Annotated in this window: 12 protein-coding genes; 4 read left to right on the forward strand and 8 right to left on the reverse strand. The window is 60.1% G+C overall.

What is annotated here, in order from left to right; translation table 11 throughout:
- Positions 1–289: 289 nt before the first annotated feature.
- The 4 genes from AC6I7Z_RS21015 to AC6I7Z_RS21030 form a co-directional block, all read right to left on the reverse strand.
- Entirely contained in the window at positions 290–1,390 is a 1,101-nt protein-coding gene (locus AC6I7Z_RS21015; RefSeq protein ID WP_497815739.1) for an NADH:flavin oxidoreductase/NADH oxidase, read from the reverse strand.
- A 407-nt stretch (positions 1,391–1,797) separates the two neighbouring features.
- The gene (locus AC6I7Z_RS21020; RefSeq protein ID WP_497815740.1) at positions 1,798–5,553 is read right to left on the reverse strand and encodes an FAD-dependent oxidoreductase; all 3,756 of its coding nucleotides are present in this window, start codon (positions 5,551–5,553) and stop codon (positions 1,798–1,800) included.
- Positions 5,554–5,992: 439 nt separating this feature from the next.
- The gene (locus AC6I7Z_RS21025) at positions 5,993–6,760 is read right to left on the reverse strand and encodes an amino acid ABC transporter ATP-binding protein (RefSeq protein ID WP_313590548.1); all 768 of its coding nucleotides are present in this window, start codon (positions 6,758–6,760) and stop codon (positions 5,993–5,995) included.
- Between the two features lies 1 nt (position 6,761).
- Positions 6,762–7,412 carry an amino acid ABC transporter permease gene (locus AC6I7Z_RS21030; protein ID WP_033748787.1) on the reverse strand — a complete coding sequence of 217 codons (651 nt, stop codon included), beginning with the start codon at positions 7,410–7,412 and terminating at the stop codon, positions 6,762–6,764.
- A 291-nt stretch (positions 7,413–7,703) separates the two neighbouring features.
- Between AC6I7Z_RS21030 and AC6I7Z_RS21035 the strand changes: the two genes are divergently transcribed.
- From AC6I7Z_RS21035 to AC6I7Z_RS21045, 3 genes are read left to right on the forward strand one after another with little or no spacing between them, the layout of a single operon-like run.
- Positions 7,704–8,468, forward strand: coding sequence for an ABC transporter substrate-binding protein (locus AC6I7Z_RS21035; RefSeq protein ID WP_497815741.1), 765 nt, complete (start codon positions 7,704–7,706; stop codon positions 8,466–8,468).
- A gap of 47 nt (positions 8,469–8,515) precedes the next feature.
- On the forward strand, positions 8,516–9,121 hold the full coding sequence (locus AC6I7Z_RS21040) for a cupin domain-containing protein (protein WP_216493239.1): 606 nt from the start codon (positions 8,516–8,518) through the stop codon (positions 9,119–9,121).
- A 26-nt stretch (positions 9,122–9,147) separates the two neighbouring features.
- Positions 9,148–10,476: an NAD(P)/FAD-dependent oxidoreductase gene (locus tag AC6I7Z_RS21045; RefSeq protein WP_497815742.1), complete on the forward strand. Its 1,329-nt coding sequence runs from the start codon at positions 9,148–9,150 to the stop codon at positions 10,474–10,476.
- Between the two features lie 33 nt (positions 10,477–10,509).
- Here AC6I7Z_RS21045 and betA read toward each other — a convergent pair whose 3' ends face one another.
- From betA to betI, 3 genes are read right to left on the reverse strand one after another with little or no spacing between them, the layout of a single operon-like run.
- The gene (gene betA, locus AC6I7Z_RS21050; protein ID WP_497815743.1) at positions 10,510–12,189 is read right to left on the reverse strand and encodes a choline dehydrogenase; all 1,680 of its coding nucleotides are present in this window, start codon (positions 12,187–12,189) and stop codon (positions 10,510–10,512) included.
- 27 nt (positions 12,190–12,216) lie between these two features.
- Positions 12,217–13,689 carry a betaine-aldehyde dehydrogenase gene (gene betB / locus AC6I7Z_RS21055; protein ID WP_497815744.1) on the reverse strand — a complete coding sequence of 491 codons (1,473 nt, stop codon included), beginning with the start codon at positions 13,687–13,689 and terminating at the stop codon, positions 12,217–12,219.
- A 13-nt stretch (positions 13,690–13,702) separates the two neighbouring features.
- Positions 13,703–14,299, reverse strand: a complete 597-nt coding sequence (gene betI / locus AC6I7Z_RS21060) for a transcriptional regulator BetI (protein WP_497815745.1) — start codon at positions 14,297–14,299, stop codon at positions 13,703–13,705.
- Positions 14,300–14,530: 231 nt separating this feature from the next.
- Here betI and AC6I7Z_RS21065 point away from each other — a divergent pair, with 231 nt between their 5' ends.
- Positions 14,531–16,558 (forward strand): choline transporter, encoded by a 2,028-nt coding sequence (locus tag AC6I7Z_RS21065; protein ID WP_033748797.1) that lies wholly within the window; start codon positions 14,531–14,533, stop codon positions 16,556–16,558.
- Between the two features lie 32 nt (positions 16,559–16,590).
- On the opposite strand, the gene AC6I7Z_RS21070 is transcribed toward AC6I7Z_RS21065, so the two are convergent.
- Positions 16,591–17,175, reverse strand: a complete 585-nt coding sequence (locus tag AC6I7Z_RS21070) for a DJ-1 family glyoxalase III (RefSeq protein WP_497815746.1) — start codon at positions 17,173–17,175, stop codon at positions 16,591–16,593.
- Positions 17,176–17,181: the final 6 nt, after the last annotated feature.

A 17,181-nucleotide genomic window follows, 5' to 3' on the forward strand; every position in this document is an offset into this window, starting at 1 on the left:
CCAAAGGCGCGATGGAAAGCAGCGCGCCGTAATGTGACAGCGTCACTTTTATTCAGGTTCTGAACCAGATAGCTAAGTAGCTAATAACACTTAATGCAGCGATCAGCAGCGCCAGATATTCTTCGCGTTTAACAAGCAGGGCAGATTTCATTTTTACTCTCCTCAGTCACTGAGTAGAGTTTTACATTTTGCAGCTTAGAGAAACCTTAAGATGGAAAAAGCAGCAGCTGCTGCGCGTCACAAAAACGGGGGATGAAGCCGGCCCTGAAGAGAGAGCCGGCAGAGAGTATTAGCGGTTAGCTTTTAACGTACCTTTCAGCCCGTGCGGTTCAGAACGCAGATACTGCGGCGGTGCAATCGCCTGCGCGCCCAGTTCGGCGGCAGCATGCCACGGCCAGCGCGGATCGTAGAGCACGCCGCGCGCCAGCGCCACCAGATCGGCGGTGCCTTCCTGCAGCACCGCTTCGGCGTGTTTCGGCTCGGTAATCAGGCCGACGGCGATAACCGGAATATTTACCTCTTTGCGAATATCGCGCGCAAACGGCAGCTGGTAGCCAGGTCCTACGGTAATCGACTGCTGAGGCGCAAGGCCGCCGCTTGATACGTGAACGTAATCGCCGCCTGCGGCCTCAAATTGTTTACTGAATTCAATGGACTGCGCATTATCCCAGCCGCCCTCAACCCAGTCGGTTGCGGAAATACGCACGCCGATCGCGATATCATCAGAGACCGCCTCGCGCACCGCGTGGAAAATTTCCAGCGGGAAGCGCATGCGATTTTCCAGCGAACCGCCATATTCATCTTCACGATGGTTGCTGAGCGGCGACAGGAACTGATGCAGCAGATAGCCATGCGCAGCGTGCAGCTCAATGAGTTGTATGCCGAGTTTTTCCGCGCGTTTTGCGCTGTCGACAAACTTCTGTTTAATACGCGCCAGATCGTCGCGGCTCAGTGCCAGCGGCGGGCGATCCTCTTCATGGAAACCTTGCGCTGAAGGCGCGACCGTTTCCCAGCCGCCTTCTTCAGGCGTCAGCTGGTGACCGCCTTCCCAGGGCGCGGCGCATGAGGCTTTGCGGCCCGCATGGCCCAGCTGGATGCCAACCGGAATCGGCGAATAGGCACGAATATCTTCCAGCACCGTGCGTAAAGCCGCTTCGGTATCCTCGTCCCACAGGCCGAGATCGCCCGGAGTGATGCGGCCAATCGGCTCAACCGCGGTGGCCTCGATAATCAGCAGGCCCGCGCCGGAAAGCGCCAGCTGCCCAAGATGGATGCGATGCCACGCGGTGGCTTTGCCTTCGCTCGCGGAGTATTGACACATAGGCGCAATAACAATGCGGTTTTCCAGTGCCAGCTTGCCAATATGCGTTGCGCTAAAGAGTTGACTCATGAATACCTCATTTCCTTGTAATGACTGCCTCGAAACAGAAAGTGTAATCGACTACTGGCAGATCATCGGCTTAATGCAAAAAAATAGCATAAAGCCAGCAGGCGAGAGTTTACCGTTATGGCTGCGCGGTGGCTTCACTTTCGCTGAATGGCGATTGAATGACCTGATTAGGTACAAAATTTAAGCGCTTCTGAAAATGATCGCGCTACGCGAATTCTGGCGGAAAAGCAGGGGCAGAGTACGGCGAAATTTACGTAGCGACGCCATTTTACCGGTTAAAAAAAAACCCGTTGCGGGTATCTGGCTTTATATAATGCCCATTATACAAACCCAGCGATCCAAAGGATCCTTTTTGCCGCCAGGATGGATAGCAGACGCCAGACGCAACGCGCCCGGCGTCCGCTGGATTACGCCGTTGTCTTACGGTTAGTGAGCAGCGCCTTCACCGTTTCGGCGGCGCGCTTGCCCGCCAGGAAAGCGTGATCCGAATTGTAATACTCCCATTCGCTGTAACGTCCGGAAAGATGAATGCCCTGCGCCGCCAGCCAGTTGCGGATCAGCGCCACGTTGGCTTTGCGCTGATGATCGTAAACCACATAGGCATAGGGCATATCCACCTCATGGGCGGTAACGATAACGTCATCCTCGCGAATGATGCCGACGCGAATGCAGTCGTCGATACAGCGCTGGATCAGCGCCTCGCCTTCATACGGCAGCGGCTGATCGGCGCGATAAGTGATTTCGCAGGTTAAACCAAAACCGCCTGGCGGGTTGCATTCCGGGCTGGCGTTGCCCTGCAGGAAAATGCGGTGGAACAGGGTATCGCCAGGATAGTAGATCCAGTGCTTGTCGCTAAGGTTGGCACGGCCGATGCCGAGATTAACGCAGCGCACCGACACGTGACGCAGCAGCGAGGCAGCTTGCTGCACCGCCTGCGGCGCGCGATTGCCCATCAGGCGCACCAGCTCGGGCAGCGGCAGGGTGCTGATTAGCTGATCGTATTGGTAATGACGACCATCCTTAAGAATTACGCTGCGGCTTTGCGGCTGGATCTCGGCGATCTCCGAATCCGTTTCCAGCACGCAGCTGAGATGCGGCAGGAAGCCATTCATCAGCGCCTGAAAACCGCCACGCTTAGGGTAGCCGAAGCGGGCGTTAGGGCCGACAGGTTTATCCAGCGGCGCCAGCGCGCCTGAGATAATCTGCTGAAGATCGGGCAGCGGAACGCGCCCGCCGAGCCAGGAAGTTTCCATATCGGCCAGCGGGGTTTTCCACAGTTTTCGGTTGTAGGGAACGGCAAAGTGATGGGCGATGCCGCGCCCCCAGGTGCGGAAGATAAAGTTTTCAAAATCTTCTCCTGCCGCATCCGCGCCGACAGGCTCTGTCGCCTCGGCGCCCAGCACGCCGTCGGCGCAGCAGTCGCGACAGTCGGTATTGGCCGCCGAGCGCACCGCGCTAAGCGGCGCCGCCTCCTGCGCTCCCGTGACACCGTAACGCGCTTCAATCGCGCCCAGCACGCATTCGCCAATCACCTCTGCCGGCAGCCCATGCAGCGCCGACTGGAAAGGATAACGGGTAAAGACGTCATGGCTGTAAACCCAGGCTTCGCGGTTTTGCCAGTGCAGGTTATCGCCCAGCAGTTTGTCGTAAAGCTGAAGCACGTAGGGATCGTTGGAGAACATAATGTGGCCCGCATAATCGAAGGTAAATCCCTTGTCTGCGATAGAGCGGCACCAGCCGCCGGGCGTCGGGTTTTTCTCCAGCACCACCGCGCCTTCGCCGTAGTGGTAGCCCGCGCTCAGGCCGGTCGGCCCGGCGCCAAGGATCAGACACTCCACCGGACGCAGCGTTACCGCACGCACGCCGTCAGTGATTTCCGGCGCGGGTGCCGCGGCAACCGGCTCAACAAGGTTATCGCGCAGCCTGGCGATCTGTGCCTGCATCTGCTCAGCGGTGCGGTCCCACGAGGTCTCGGCGATGATCGCCGCCATCCGCGCCGCCTGCTGGCGCCGCGCCTCATCGCTTAGCCCCAGCGCGGCTTCGCAGGCGAGGATAAAGCCCTGCGTGGTATCGGCGATGCTCACCACGTCGCTATAGTGGCGCACCACATCCGGCACGGCGGTGCTGACGATCGGCAGCTGCGCCGCCATATACTCCAGCACCTTGGTCGGGCTGATAAAACGCGTTGAGGCGTTCAGCGCGAACGGCATCAGACAGACGTCCCACCCGGCCAGAAAATGAGGCAGCGCCTCATAGGGCTGCTGGCCGAACCAGTGCAGATTGGGCCGCTGCGGCAGGCTGAGCGGATCGATTTTCACGACCGGACCCACCATGGCGATGTGCCAGTCGGGATGCGCATCGGCGAGGGCGGCGACCAGCGCGATGTCCATACGCTCGTCAATTACGCCGTAGTAGCCCAGTATCGGGCCAGGCAGATTTTCCTGCAGCGGGTGGCCGTTGCTGCGATCGAGCGCCTGCTCGAAATGCGCGGCGTCGACGCTGCTGGCAAAACAGTGCACGTTCTGGTGGCGATGCTTTTTCGCTTCATACAGGCTGGTGCCGCCGGTAAAGACCACGTCGGCGCGGCTTAGCAGCGCGGACTCGCGCTGCTGCAGCTGGCGCGGCGCCATCTGGAAGGCGGAAAGCTCATCCATGCAGTCATAGATAATGGCGCTGGGATTGAAGCAGACCAGCAGCGGCAGCGCCATCGGCGTATAGAACCAGACCAGCGGCTGCTCGTCGCTCTCCAGCAGCGTGGCGAGCAGCGGCTGCAGCACGGCGATCTGGCTGTCATGGAAGCCCGGCGCGTCGATGTCGGTGTGCGGTTCGATAACGGTGACGTTAGGCGCGGGCGACTGCTGTCGTAAACCCGCCTCGCCGGGCTGGTAAACCGGCTCCTCAATGAACAGCACGCGATGGTGCTGGGCAAGACGCGACAGTAAATGCTGTGGCCGTTGAAAGACGAAACCCCAGCGAAGATGACTAAATACCACCAAAACGGACTGTTTCATAGAGGACTCCTGTGGCTCGCCGGCCGGCGACAAAAGCGCGTGAAACCGGTGCAGCGAACGTTGTGATTGCCGCAAGGCCGCGGCGGTAGGCTGGTGTAGCTGACGCGTAAAATCAGGGGCGACATCCCACAGGCCGCTGCGCGGCCAGTGCTGGGGATCCTCCCAGAGAGGGCTTTCAATAATGGGGTAAATGCAGACGCCCAGGATGTCGCAGCCGTCCAGCTGCGCCTGCGCAATCTGCGCGGTGATATAGGTCATCCAGGCGGGACGCCCGCTGCCGACATGGCTGGTTTCCGCCAGCAGTATCGGACGCTGATAGCGCTGCGCTACATTCAGCAGCAGCTTATGCAGCGGCTTTCGTCGTCCGTCGCCCAGGTGCCACGCCAGCCGCTGATTGGAATGGGCTTCCCACTGATTGGCGTGATAGTAGTTGGCGCCGATGATATCGAGATAGCGCGCCGCGCCGCCCAGTTCCGGCTCGCGCGCGCCGACCAGCATATCCCAGGCATGAAACTGCGCGGCGTTCAGCTCGGCGGTGAGCTGATAACAGGCGTCGCTCTCTTCATCGGGAACCAGATAAATAAGGGGATCGCAATGAAGAAAGCGCGCCCGGGGATCCGCCAGCCAGATAGCGTCGCAGCCCGCCAGGGTCGCGCGCACTAGCTGACGCTTGATAGCGTCGGGATCCGCCTCGCGGTGGTTGCCGAACAGTCCGACCATCAGGCCCCAGCTAAGGAAGGAGATCTCATTCATCGGCGAATAGATCGGGGCACGGCGATACCAGGGCGCGAGGAAAGCGGCGACGCGCTGGCAAAAAGCGGCGAAGCGCGGGACAAAGCTGTCTGAAAAAAGATCGATATCGTCCGGCCAGCCGTAATGGCAGAAGGTCCAGTTAATCTGAATGCCCAGCTCCTGCGCCGCCTCCATTTTGGCCCGCAGCGTGGCGAATGTCCGCTCCGGATCCTCTTCCGCCTGGCGCCAGCCGATGCTCTCGCGCACGGTACGGATGCCAAAATGCTGTAGAGCGAGATAGTCGCTGCGAAAGCGCGTTTGATGACCCGTCAACGCATCCATCACCAGACGCTGGCCTGCCGTATTGATATGGTCGGCGCCTTCGTACCCGGCCTGCCAGAAGCTAGAAAAAGGCAACATCGTCTCCTCCTGTCAGAATCAGGATTAAAAAGAGAGGGCTTATTGCGTGCGCGGCATGCTCCCCGGCATAGCAATCAGGCTGGAAAAACTAAAGAGAACAACGTTGCTGTCGTGAATTCCGTATCCGGAAAAGAGAGACGGTGCGCCACCGGCCAGGCCTGGCCACAGTAAAAGCGTTATCCCGCACGCAGAGAAAAGGGGGTAGAGATTATTAGTTTCAGTAAGCAATCACTGTTGATCAGAGTATAACCCTGCCTGGTTTTCTCACAACTATCTGAAGCAAAACAAAAAAGCCAAGCGGCAAAGCGGCGGGTCAGCGGAGGGAATAAAAGCTGTATAACTTTATCAGATCAGAGGTCCTGCGCACAGACGCCTGCGCCGCGCCGGCGCTGCGTGCTCTTCTGCGGTTTAGCGCCAGCCGCGCGCAGAGAGGCAGCCTTTAAACGGCCGCCTGACACTGGCGACAAAAATGGCTGTCGCTGCTGCCGAGAACGCGACGCAGGAAGTCCTGCGTGCGCGCTTCCTGAGGCTGCAGCAGAATTTGCTGCGCCGGGCCCTGTTCGACAATCTGCCCGCTGTGCAGAAAGCAGACGCGATCGGCCACTTCGCGGGCGAACTGCATCTCATGGGTGACGACAATCATCGTCATGCCTTCCTGCGCCAGGTTGCGCATCACCTGCAATACCTCGCCGACCAGTTCGGGGTCGAGCGCGGATGTCGGCTCGTCGAACAGTATCGCTTTCGGCTGCAGCGCCAGCGTGCGCGCGATGGCGACGCGCTGCTGCTGACCGCCAGAGAGCTGCCCCGGCCAGGCGTTGATCTTGTCCGCCAGCCCCACCAGCGCCAGCAGGGATTTGGCGCGCTTCTCCGCCTGAGCGCGCGACTCGCCGTTGACGTGAACAGGGCCTTCCATCACATTTTCCAGCACGCTGCGATGCGGGAAAAGGTTGAAGCGCTGAAATACCATGCCGATCTGGCGACGCAGATCGTTAATGCTCTTATGGCGATTATCGACCCGGCGATCCAGCACGCGGATCTCGCCGCCTTCATAGCTTTCCAGCCCGTTGATGCAGCGCAAAATGGTCGATTTGCCAGAGCCGGACGGGCCGATCAGGCAGACCACCTCGCCAGCGTTTACGGAAAAACTGACGCCTTTCAACACCTCGACGCGGCCGAATTTTTTATGGACTTCGTCAATCTCGATCATCTCAGGCTCCTTTAATCTGGCGTTTTTCCAGCCGTTTGGTGAGCGCCATCAGCGGCATGCACAGCAGCAGATAGAGTACCGCCACCAGCGTATAGACCGTGGTGTTGTCAAAGGTCGACGCGGCGATCAGCTGACCTTGTCGGGTCATTTCCGTAACGGCGATGGTGGAGGCGAGGGCGGAATCTTTCAGCATCATCACCAGCGTATTGCTGTAGGGCGGCAGCGCGACGTGAAACGCCTGCGGCAGGATGACGCGGCGCATCGCTTTGGCAAAGCCCATGCCCATTGAGCGCGCCGCTTCAAACTGACCGCGATCGACCGACTCGATGCCGGCGCGAAATATCTCGGCGATATAGGTGGAAAAGCAAAAAGCGATGCCGATGACGCTGGCCTGAAAAGAGGTCAGGGTGATACCAATATCGGGAAAAACAAAGTAGATATAAAACAGCACCACAATCATCGGCAGGCCGCGGGTAATATTAATCACCGTCGCCACCGGCCAGGAAATAATTTTCCACGGGCACATCTTGGCGGCGGCAAATATTAATCCCAGCGGCGTGCTAATCACCAGCGACAACAGGGTGATGGAGATCGTCATTTCAGCCCCTTTCAGCAAAAAGGGCAGATAGGTATGAATGCTGCTCCAGTCCATCTTAGGCTCCTGAACGTGCTGTGTAACGGGTGTTGGGGCAACGACAATTCATTATAATGAATATCTTTACCCGCCACGGGCTGTCAATAAATACCGGCTCTTGCGAGATAGCGAATTGTTATTACCGCGATAAGAAACAGCTATAGATAGGCGAATTGATTAAAGCAACGGCTTTTTCGGTAATGTGTGAGGTGCGGCGTTTTGGTAAAATAAAACATTGACAGCGGCAGCATAAATTTCATTATAGTGAAAAAGACGTTCGCCCTTTCGCTACTGAACCAGGAGTGAGTTATGTCTGTCGCCCGTAAAATAAGCCTGCTGAATATCTCCATAGCCCTGAGCCTCGCCGCCGTGGTCAGCGTCAACGCCCAGGCCGCCGCGTTAACGGCAGGGTCGCCGCCCTCCAGCGCGCCCACTACCTTCCTGAATACACAGAGCGGAAAAATCGAAGGCTTTATGCCGGACGTCGCGGCGGAAGTGGCCCGGCGTCAGCATCTGGAGGTCAATTTCACCGCCGTGCCTTTTTCAACGCTGATACAGTCGGTTATCGCCGGGAAAATCGAGATGATCGTCGCCGGTATGACGCCGACGCCGGAACGCGCGAAGCGCATCGGTTTCTCGCAGCCGGTCACCGCCTTCGGCGCAGGGCTGGTGGTGCGCGACGACAACACTAAAAAATATGACTCCTGGCAGGATTTGAAAGGCGACGTGGTGGGCACCATGGCGGGCACCGACTACACGCAAAGCCTGATGCAGAGCGGTATCGCCAAAGAGGTGAAGGTCTATGACAGCCCGGCGGACATGACGCGCGATCTTTCGCTGGGCCGCATCGCGGCGGGCATGAACGACTATCCCATACTGAAAGCGCAGGCCAAAGCGGGCGGGCTGAAAGGCATGCACGTTGTCGAGGGCTATAAGCCGGAACACGTTTCGCCCATGGCGTTCGGCGTGAAAAAAGGCAACGACAAGCTGCTGGCGGAGATCGACAGCGCGCTGACCGCCATGAAACAGGACGGCACGCTTCAGACCATCAAAGATAAATGGGGCATGCCCTGAGTTAACCCAGGTCGGCGAACAGGCGCGACGGCAAACAAGAGCATGAGATGAAAAACGCATCGCAACACAAGGCGGAACCCGGCGCCGCGGAAACCGATATCGGCTCGCGGCTGAAAAGCCTGCGCAAGGCGCGCAATCTGACCATTACCGAGCTGGCGCTGCTGGCGAACGTTTCCGCCGGCGCCATCAGCCAGATTGAACGCAACCTGACCAATCCCACCGTACGGGTGCTGGAACAGCTGCGGCTGGTGTTGAAAGTGCCGCTGACGGCGTTTCTGGAGGAGAGCGCCGCCTCGCTGCGCGGCGCCGAGCATTACGTTCGCCGCAGCGCGGAGCGGCCGCGCTTCAACGTCGGCAAGCGCGGCATCGCCAAAGAGATGCTGTCGCCGTCGGGCGACCACGATATGCAGTTTATGGTCATCGACATTCCCCCTGGCGTCCGCTCCGACGAAATGCTGATCGGCCAGGGCGAAAAGGCGGGGCTGGTGGTCGAGGGCGAACTGACGCTGGAGATCAACGGCGATACCGCGCGCCTGATGACCGGCGACAGCTTTCAGTTTAAGAGCCATCTGCCGCACAACATTTTCAACCATACCGAGAGCGATGCCAGAGTGTTGTGGATCATGCATATCCCGCCAGAAAAGCATCTCTGAATGCCCTGAACTTAAAAGGTTTCTCTATGCGCATAAAAATCAATGCTGTGACAGACAGCCCGACATTTCCCGACCAGGTCGACGTGGTGGTGATCGGCGGCGGCATCATCGGCACCTCCGTTGCCTACGAGCTGGCGAAGCAGGGCGTTGCGGTGGCGCTGTTTGAGAAAGGCGTGATCGGCGGCGAGCAGTCCGGGCGCAACTGGGGCTGGGTGCGGCAGCAGAACCGCGACCTCTACGAGCTGCCGCTGGCGATGCGCAGCCTGCAGCGCTGGGAAGCGCTGGGCGGCGAAATCGGCCTGGATCTCGGCTTTCGCCGCAGCGGCATCCTCTACGGATCGCAGAACGAAGCGGACGTGGCGCGCTGGGAAAAGTGGGGCAAGCAGGCGCAGCAGCTCGGTTTCGTCAGCCACCTGCTGTCGCCGAAAGAGGTGCACGAGCGGCTGGGCGATCAGGCGCGCTGGGTCGGCGGCGTCTGGTCGCCGAGCGACGGGCGCGCCGAGCCGTCGCTCGCTTCGCCCGCTATCGCTGTCGGCGCGCAAAAGCTGGGCGCTTCCGTTCATCAACGCTGCGCGGTACGCGGCCTGGATATCAGCGCGGGCCGCGTCTCCGGCGTCTGGACCGAGCGCGGCCGCGTGCGCGCCAGTCAGGTGATCTGCTGCGGCGGCGCATGGAGTTCGCGCTTCTGCAAGCAGTACGGCATCGACCTGCCCAGCGCCAATATTCTCGGCACCGCGTTTAAAACCACGGCGGCGCCGGAGGTGATCCAGGGGTGTTTAAGCATGCCGGAGCTCTGTATCCGCCGCCGGCTGGACGGCAGCTACACCGTGGCGATCCCTGGCCGCGGCCAGCTCGATCTCGCGCCGCAGAATATCCGCTATGCGACGAAGTTTTACCCGATGTACCGCAGCAAGATCGCCAAGAAGCTCAAGCTCCGGCTGAACGGCTCTTTTTTTAACGGGCCGGAGGCGGCGGGGCGCTGGTCGAACGACAGGGTGTCGCCGTTCGAGAAGATTCGCGTACTGGACCCTGAGCCCGATCGGCAGATTCTAAATGAAGCGCTGGCTGTGCTGGTGAGGGCGTTTCCTGCGCTGGAGGGCATTAAAATCGATCACTCCTGGGGCGGCTGGATTGATACCACGCCGGATCTGGTGCCGGTAATCGATGAGATGCCGCGCGTGCCCGGTCTGTTTATCGCCTCAGGCTTCAGCGGGCACGGTTTCGGCATCGGCCCTGGCGCGGGCCTGCTCTGCGCCCAGCTGATGACCAGTCGTCAGCTCTTTACCGATATCGCGCCGTACCGCCTGGCGCGCTTCGACAAAGGCAATGCCATCCGCGAGCCGCAGATGATGTAACGGCAAAAGCCCGCCGAAGCGGGCTAAAGCGCGTTACGCGCGTCGCGGTTCGCCGCGCACCGGCGTCTCGCCAGCGACAAAATAGCTTGCCGTCGAGGCGGGCAGCGGCTGGCGGCCGCGAATGTTATCGGCGATTTTTTCGCCGATCATAATGGTGGTCGCATTCAGGTTGCCGGTGATGATCAGCGGCATAATCGACGCATCGACGACGCGCAGCCCCTGCATGCCGTGAACGCGGCCTTCGCCATCCACTACCGCCATCTCATCGCTGCCCATTTTGCAGGTGCCGCAAGGATGGTAGGCCGTCTCCGCGTGGTTGCGCACGAACTCATCCAGCTGCTCGTCGGTCTCGCACTCTACGCCGGGACTGATTTCGCGTCCGCGGAACTTGTCCAGCGCCGGCTGGTTGATAATCTGGCGCGTAATGCGTATCGCGTCGCGGAACTCATGCCAGTCCTGCTCGCTCGCCATATAGTTGAACAGGATAGCGGGATGGCGGCGCGGATCGCGCGACTTAATGCGCACATGGCCGCGGCTCGGCGAACGCATTGAGCCGACATGACACTGGAAGCCGTGCGCGTTGACCGCGTTCGAGCCGTTGTAGTTAATCGCCACCGGCAGGAAGTGATACTGAATATTCGGCCAGGCGAACTCTTCGCGGCTGCGGATAAAGCCGCCCGCCTCGAAGTGGTTGCTGGCGCCGATGCCGGTGCCGTTGAACATCCACTCCGCGCCGATTTTCGGCTGGTTCCACCACTTTAGCGCAGGGTAGAGCGACACCGGCTCTTTGCACTCGTACTGCAGATACATCTCCAGATGGTCCTGCAGGTTCTCGCCGACGCCGGGCAGATCGTGCACCACGGGAATATCGAACGACTTCAGCAGGCTGGCCGCGCCAACGCCGGAGCGCTGCAAAATCTGCGGCGAGGCGATAGCGCCCGCGCACAGCAGCACCTCGCGCCGCGCATGCACCTTGTGCGAGGTATTGCTCGCGCCCAGCAGATACTGCACGCCGACGGCGCGCTTGCCGTCGAACAGGATGCGATCGGTGGTCGCATGCGTAACGATTTTCAGGTTGGGACGGTTTTTCGCCTGGTCGAGGTAGCCGCGCGCGGTGCTGGAGCGGCGCCCCTGCGGCGTCACGGTACGATCCATCGGGCCGAAGCCCTCCTGTTGATAACCGTTGAGATCCTCGGTGCGCGGATAGCCCGCCTCGACGCCCGCGTCGATCATCGCCGCGAACAGCGGATTGTTGCCTGCTTTCGGCGTCGCCACGCAGACCGGACCGTCGCCGCCGTGATAATCATTCGGCCCGATATCGCGCGTTTCCGCTTTGCGGTAGTAGGGCAGACAGTTGTGATAGCGCCAGGACTCCAGCCCCGGCGCTTCCGCCCAGCCGTCGAGATCCATCGCGTTAGCGCGGATGTAGCACATGCCGTTGATCAGCGATGAGCCGCCCAGACCTTTGCCGCGTCCGCACTCCATGCGGCGATGGTTCATATGCGGTTCCGGCTCGGTCTCGTAAGCCCAGTTGTAGCGTTTTCCCTGCAAAGGAAAGGCGAGCGCCGCAGGCATCTGCGTGCGAAAATCCATACGGTAATCAGGGCCGCCCGCTTCCAGCAGCAGAACGTTGACGTCGCTGTCTTCGGTCAGTCGGGCAGCCAAAACGTTCCCTGCGGATCCGGCTCCGATAATGATGTAATCAAATTCCATTAGTCGCTCCTCAGGTTTCTTTATTAATCAAAATACCGACTGAAAACGGTCCAGCTCGACCTGCACAGATTTCACCTGGGTGTAATTCTGCAGGGTCATCAGGCCGTTCTCCCGGCCGACGCCGGAGTGCTTGTAGCCGCCGACCGGCATCTCTGCGGCGGATTCGCCCCAGGTGTTGATCCAGCAGATACCCGCTTCAATCTGGTGAATAACGCGGTGCGCGCGATTGAGATCCTGCGTAACCAGACCCGCCGCCAGGCCGTACTCGGTGGCGTTGGCGCGGCGCACCACCTCTTCTTCGCTCTGATAGGTCAAAATCGACATCACCGGCCCGAAGATCTCTTCGCGCACGATGGTCATCTCATCGCTGCAGTCGCTAAAGACGGTCGGCTCGACCCAGGCGCCGGCGTCGAAGCCTGCGCCCGTCATCCGCTTGCCGCCGCACAGCAGGCGCGCGCCTTCTGCAACGCCGCGCTCGATGTAGCGCATTACGTTATCGCGGTGGCCGAAGCTCACCAGCGGGCCGAAGTTCGTCGCGGGATCGTTGAGGTCGCCGGCGCGAATGCGGGCGACGCGCGCCAACACTTTCTCTTCAAACGCGGCCTTCAGGCTGGCCGGAACAAAGACCCGCGTGCCGTTGGTGCAGACCTGACCGGAGCTGTAAAAGTTAGCCATCATGGCGATATCGGCGGCGAGATCGAGATCCGCATCGTCGAAGATAATCAGCGGCGACTTGCCGCCCAGCTCCATGGTGACCTCTTTCAGGGTCGAGCCCGCTGCGTTAGCCATCACTTTTTTGCCGCTGGCGACGCCGCCGGTGAAAGAGACCTTGTCGATGCCGGGATGCTCGGTGAGCAGCTGACCGGTCACCGCGCCACTGCCCGGCAGCACGTTGAATACGCCATCCGGCACGCCCGCTTCGCTGTAGATTTCCGCCAGCTTCAGGGCGGTAAGCGGAGTCACTTCGCTCGGCTTGAAGATCATCGCGTTGCCCGCCGCCAGCGCCGGCGCGGATTTCCACAGGGCGATCTGAATCGGATAGTTCCACGCGCCGATACCCGCCACCACGCCGAGCGGTTCGCGACGCGTATAGACGAAAGCCGTGTCGCGCAGCGGGATCTGCTGGCCCTCCAGCGACGGGATCAGGCCCGCGTAGTACTCCAGCACGTCTGCGCCGGTCACGATATCCACGCTGGCGGTTTCGCTCAGCGGCTTGCCGGTGTCCAGGGTTTCCAGCGCGGCCAGCTCGTCGTTGCGCTCGCGCAGGATATCCACCGCACGGCGCAAAATACGCGAGCGCTGCATCGCGGTCATCGCCGCCCAGACCTTCTGGCCTTTGCGCGCGGCGGCAACGGCGCGGTCGACGTCCTCGCGGCCAGCCTCATGCACCTTCGCCAGCACGTCGCCGTTGGCGGGATTGATGGTGTCAAAGGTGTCGCCAGCCGCTGCCGGGACGTAAGCGCCATCAATATAGAGGTGCTGCTCTGCGAATCGGGACATGGTTCCTCCTTTATCAGGGATGGGTGTTGCCAGCTAACTGCTGGCGAATGAACTGGGTCGTCAGCGAGCGAGCCAGCTGAAAATCAAAGGGCTTGCCGCCCAGCGCCGCGCGCAGCCAGAGGCCGTCGATCAGCGCCGCCAGCCCATAAGCGGCGGTGCGTGCCGCCTCGCGCGGCAGCTCGCGACGGAACTCTGCGGCCAGCGACGAGAAGAGGCGGCTGCTGCTGACGCGCTCCAGCCGGTTGAGCTGAGGCTGATGCATGCTGCTCGACCAGAAGTCGAGCCACGCCTTCATCGCCGCCTTATGCAGCTGGCTTTCGTCGAAGTTGCCTTCGACGATGGCGCAGAGGCGCGCTTCGGTGCTGGCGCCGGCCAGCGGCCTGAGCCGCATCGCCACCGCGTCGTGCAGCTGCCGCGTTACGTCGCGCATAGTGGCTTCCAGCAGGCCGTTCTTGTCTTTGAAGTAGTGGCTGATGATGCCGGTCGAGACGCCCGCGCGCCGTGCAATCTGCGCGATGGTGGCGTCGTTGATCCCGACTTCGTTAATGGTTTCCAGAGTGGCATCAATCAGCTGCCGACGTCGTATCGGCTGCATTCCTACTTTTGGCATGACAAGCGCTCCGCCGCTAAACAAGTCCACTATTAGAACTTTTATTGATTGAACGTTCAATATAAAAAAGAAAGTTGTTAGGATACTGTACCTGAATTGTTGCAAGGCGCAGCGTACATCGCATTGTTTTACCGCTACGCTTAACGATCAGGAGGAGAACAATAAAGGAGACGCGTTCGCACGCGGAGGACAATATAACCTGTTGAATTTATTATAAACCAGAGGTAACTGATGATTAATCCACCTGCAAGTGAAAAAGACAGAATCAATCCCGTGGTGTTCTACGCCTCGGCCGGACTGATTCTGACATTTTCACTGGTGACGATACTCTACAGCGATCAGGCCGCAGCATGGATTCAGGCGGCAGTGAACTGGGTATCGTCGACATTTGGCTGGTATTACATGCTGGCCGCGACGCTCTACATCGTCTTTGTGCTGTTTATGGCCTGTTCGCGCTTTGGCGCGATTAAGCTCGGGCCGGAGCAGTCCAAGCCGGAGTTCAGCCTGCTGAGCTGGTCGGCAATGCTGTTCGCCGCCGGTATCGGCATCGACCTGATGTTTTTCTCGGTGGCGGAGCCGGTCACGCAGTATATGCAGCCGCCGGAAGGCGCGGGGCAGACGCTGGAAGCAGCGCGGCAGGCGATGGTCTGGACGCTGTTCCATTATGGTCTGACCGGCTGGTCGATGTATGCGCTGATGGGCATCGCGCTGGGCTACTTCAGCTATCGCTATAACCTGCCGCTGACCATCCGCTCGGCGCTCTATCCCATCTTCGGCAAACGCATTAACGGCCCCATCGGCCATACCGTCGATATTGCGGCGGTGGTCGGCACCATTTTCGGCATCGCCACCACGCTCGGCATCGGCGTCGTGCAGCTGAACTACGGGCTGAACGTCCTGTTCGACATTCCAGAAGGGCTGGCGGCGCAGACTGCGTTGATCGTGCTCTCGGTGGTTATCGCCACCATTTCAGTCACCTCCGGCGTCGATAAAGGCATTCGTATCCTTTCCGAGCTGAACGTGGCGCTGGCGCTCGGCCTGATCCTGTTTGTGCTCTTTTTCGGCAAAACCGATTTCCTGCTCAACGCGCTGGTGCTTAACGTCGGCGACTATATCAACCGCTTTATGGGCATGACGCTCAACACCTTCGCCTTCGATCGTCCCACGCAGTGGATGAACAGCTGGACGCTCTTTTTCTGGGCCTGGTGGGTCGCCTGGTCGCCGTTCGTCGGTCTGTTCCTGGCGCGTATTTCGCGCGGCCGCACCATCCGCGAGTTCGTGCTGGGCACGCTGATTATTCCCTTTACCTTTACGCTGCTGTGGCTGTCAGTGTTCGGCAACGCCGCGCTCTACGAGATTATTCACGGCAACACCGGCTTTGCGCAGGAAGTGATGGCGCATGCGGAGCGCGGCTTCTATCTGCTGCTGGAGCAGTATCCCGCCTTTAAGCTGAGCGCTTCAGTGGCGACCATTACCGGGATGCTGTTCTACGTGACGTCGGCGGATTCCGGCTCGCTGGTGCTGGGCAACTTCACCTCGAAGCTGAAGGACATCAACAGCGACGCGCCAAACTGGCTGCGCATCTTCTGGTCGGTGGCGATCGGCGTGCTGACGCTGAGTATGCTGATGACCAACGGCATCTCCGCGCTGCAAAACACCACGGTGATAATGGGTCTGCCGTTCAGCTTTGTGATCTTCTTCGTGATGGCGGGGCTCTATAAATCCCTGAAGGTAGAAGATTACCGTCGCGCCAGCGCCAGCCGCGATACCGCGCCCTATCTGGCCACCAGCAACGACCGGCTGAGCTGGAAAAAGCGTCTGTCGCGGCTGATGAACTACCCTGGCTCGCGCTATACCCAGCAGATGATGGAGAGCGTGATCTTTCCGGCGATGCAGGAAGTGGCGAAAGAGCTGGAGCTGCGCGGCGGCCGCGTGACCCTGGAGCGACTGGAGGCGGAAGAGAGCGCGCTGGGCTACATCGACCTGCGCGTCAACCTGGGCGAAGAGCAGGATTTCGTCTATCAGGTGTGGCCGCAGCAGTATTCCGTGCCGGGCTTTACCTATCGCGCGCGCAGCGGCAAATCGACCTACTATCGGCTGGAAACCTTTCTGCTGGAGGGGAGTCAGGGCAACGACCTGATGGACTACAGCAAAGAGCAGGTGATTATCGACATTCTCGATCAGTACGAGCGTCACCTGAACTTTATCCATCTGCATCGTGAAGCGCCGGGCAACAATATTACCTTCCCGAGCGTGTAATATTTAAACGGGCCAGCCAGGCTGGCCCGCTATTAGTTGCCCAGGCGATCGCTGCGCCAGCGGTCATAGTAGATATGCTCCGCCTGGAAATCCGCCGCGCCCGCCTTGCCGGTCAGCCGCAGCGCCAGCTGCAGCGCGAAGTCAAAAGCGACGCCCAGCCCTCTGCCGCTGAGCAGATTGCCATCCTCCACCACATCCGCCATCACATACTCGCCATCCTCGTAGTGCATCCAGAGTTCGCCCGAGCAGGTATAGCGGCGTCCTTTCAGCAGACCGTTGCCCGCCAGCACGCGCGCCGCCGCAGAGCAGATGGGCGCAATAATCTTCCCCGCCTCGTCGTGGCGGCGAATAAAGGCGCTCACCGCCGGGCTCGCGGCCAGATTCATCGTGCCCTCCGGGCCGCCGGGAATAATGACCGCATCGAACAGCTCGTGCTGGGTCTCTTCCAGCAGGCGATCCGCCAGCGTTGTCACGCCGTGATAGCTGATAACCTGATTGTGCGGATGGCAGGCGACGGTAGTTACCACGACGCCCAGCCGGCTCAGAATATCGAGGGTGATAAAGGCTTCCGCTTCTTCGAAGCCCGGCGCCAGCAGTAGGGCAGCTTTCTTTGACATCGTCTC

The sequence above is a fragment of the Pantoea sp. X-Soil-MYKO-1289 genome (genome assembly GCF_059730625.1).

What these genes read in the sequence shown, in the direction of transcription:
- AC6I7Z_RS21020 (WP_497815740.1), bottom strand. Translation starts at nt 5,553, where the DNA reads ATGTTGCCTTTTTCTAGCTTCTGGCAGGCCGGGTACGAAGGCGCCGAC.
- betA (WP_497815743.1), bottom strand. Translation starts at nt 12,189, where the DNA reads ATGGAATTTGATTACATCATTATCGGAGCCGGATCCGCAGGGAACGTT.
- AC6I7Z_RS21045 (WP_497815742.1), top strand. Translation starts at nt 9,148, where the DNA reads ATGCGCATAAAAATCAATGCTGTGACAGACAGCCCGACATTTCCCGAC.
- betI (WP_497815745.1), bottom strand. Translation starts at nt 14,299, where the DNA reads ATGCCAAAAGTAGGAATGCAGCCGATACGACGTCGGCAGCTGATTGAT.
- AC6I7Z_RS21065 (WP_033748797.1), top strand. Translation starts at nt 14,531, where the DNA reads ATGATTAATCCACCTGCAAGTGAAAAAGACAGAATCAATCCCGTGGTG.
- AC6I7Z_RS21015 (WP_497815739.1), bottom strand. Translation starts at nt 1,390, where the DNA reads ATGAGTCAACTCTTTAGCGCAACGCATATTGGCAAGCTGGCACTGGAA.
- betB (WP_497815744.1), bottom strand. Translation starts at nt 13,689, where the DNA reads ATGTCCCGATTCGCAGAGCAGCACCTCTATATTGATGGCGCTTACGTC.
- AC6I7Z_RS21025 (WP_313590548.1), bottom strand. Translation starts at nt 6,760, where the DNA reads ATGATCGAGATTGACGAAGTCCATAAAAAATTCGGCCGCGTCGAGGTG.
- AC6I7Z_RS21070 (WP_497815746.1), bottom strand. Translation starts at nt 17,175, where the DNA reads ATGTCAAAGAAAGCTGCCCTACTGCTGGCGCCGGGCTTCGAAGAAGCG.
- AC6I7Z_RS21030 (WP_033748787.1), bottom strand. Translation starts at nt 7,412, where the DNA reads ATGGACTGGAGCAGCATTCATACCTATCTGCCCTTTTTGCTGAAAGGG.
- AC6I7Z_RS21035 (WP_497815741.1), top strand. Translation starts at nt 7,704, where the DNA reads ATGTCTGTCGCCCGTAAAATAAGCCTGCTGAATATCTCCATAGCCCTG.
- AC6I7Z_RS21040 (WP_216493239.1), top strand. Translation starts at nt 8,516, where the DNA reads ATGAAAAACGCATCGCAACACAAGGCGGAACCCGGCGCCGCGGAAACC.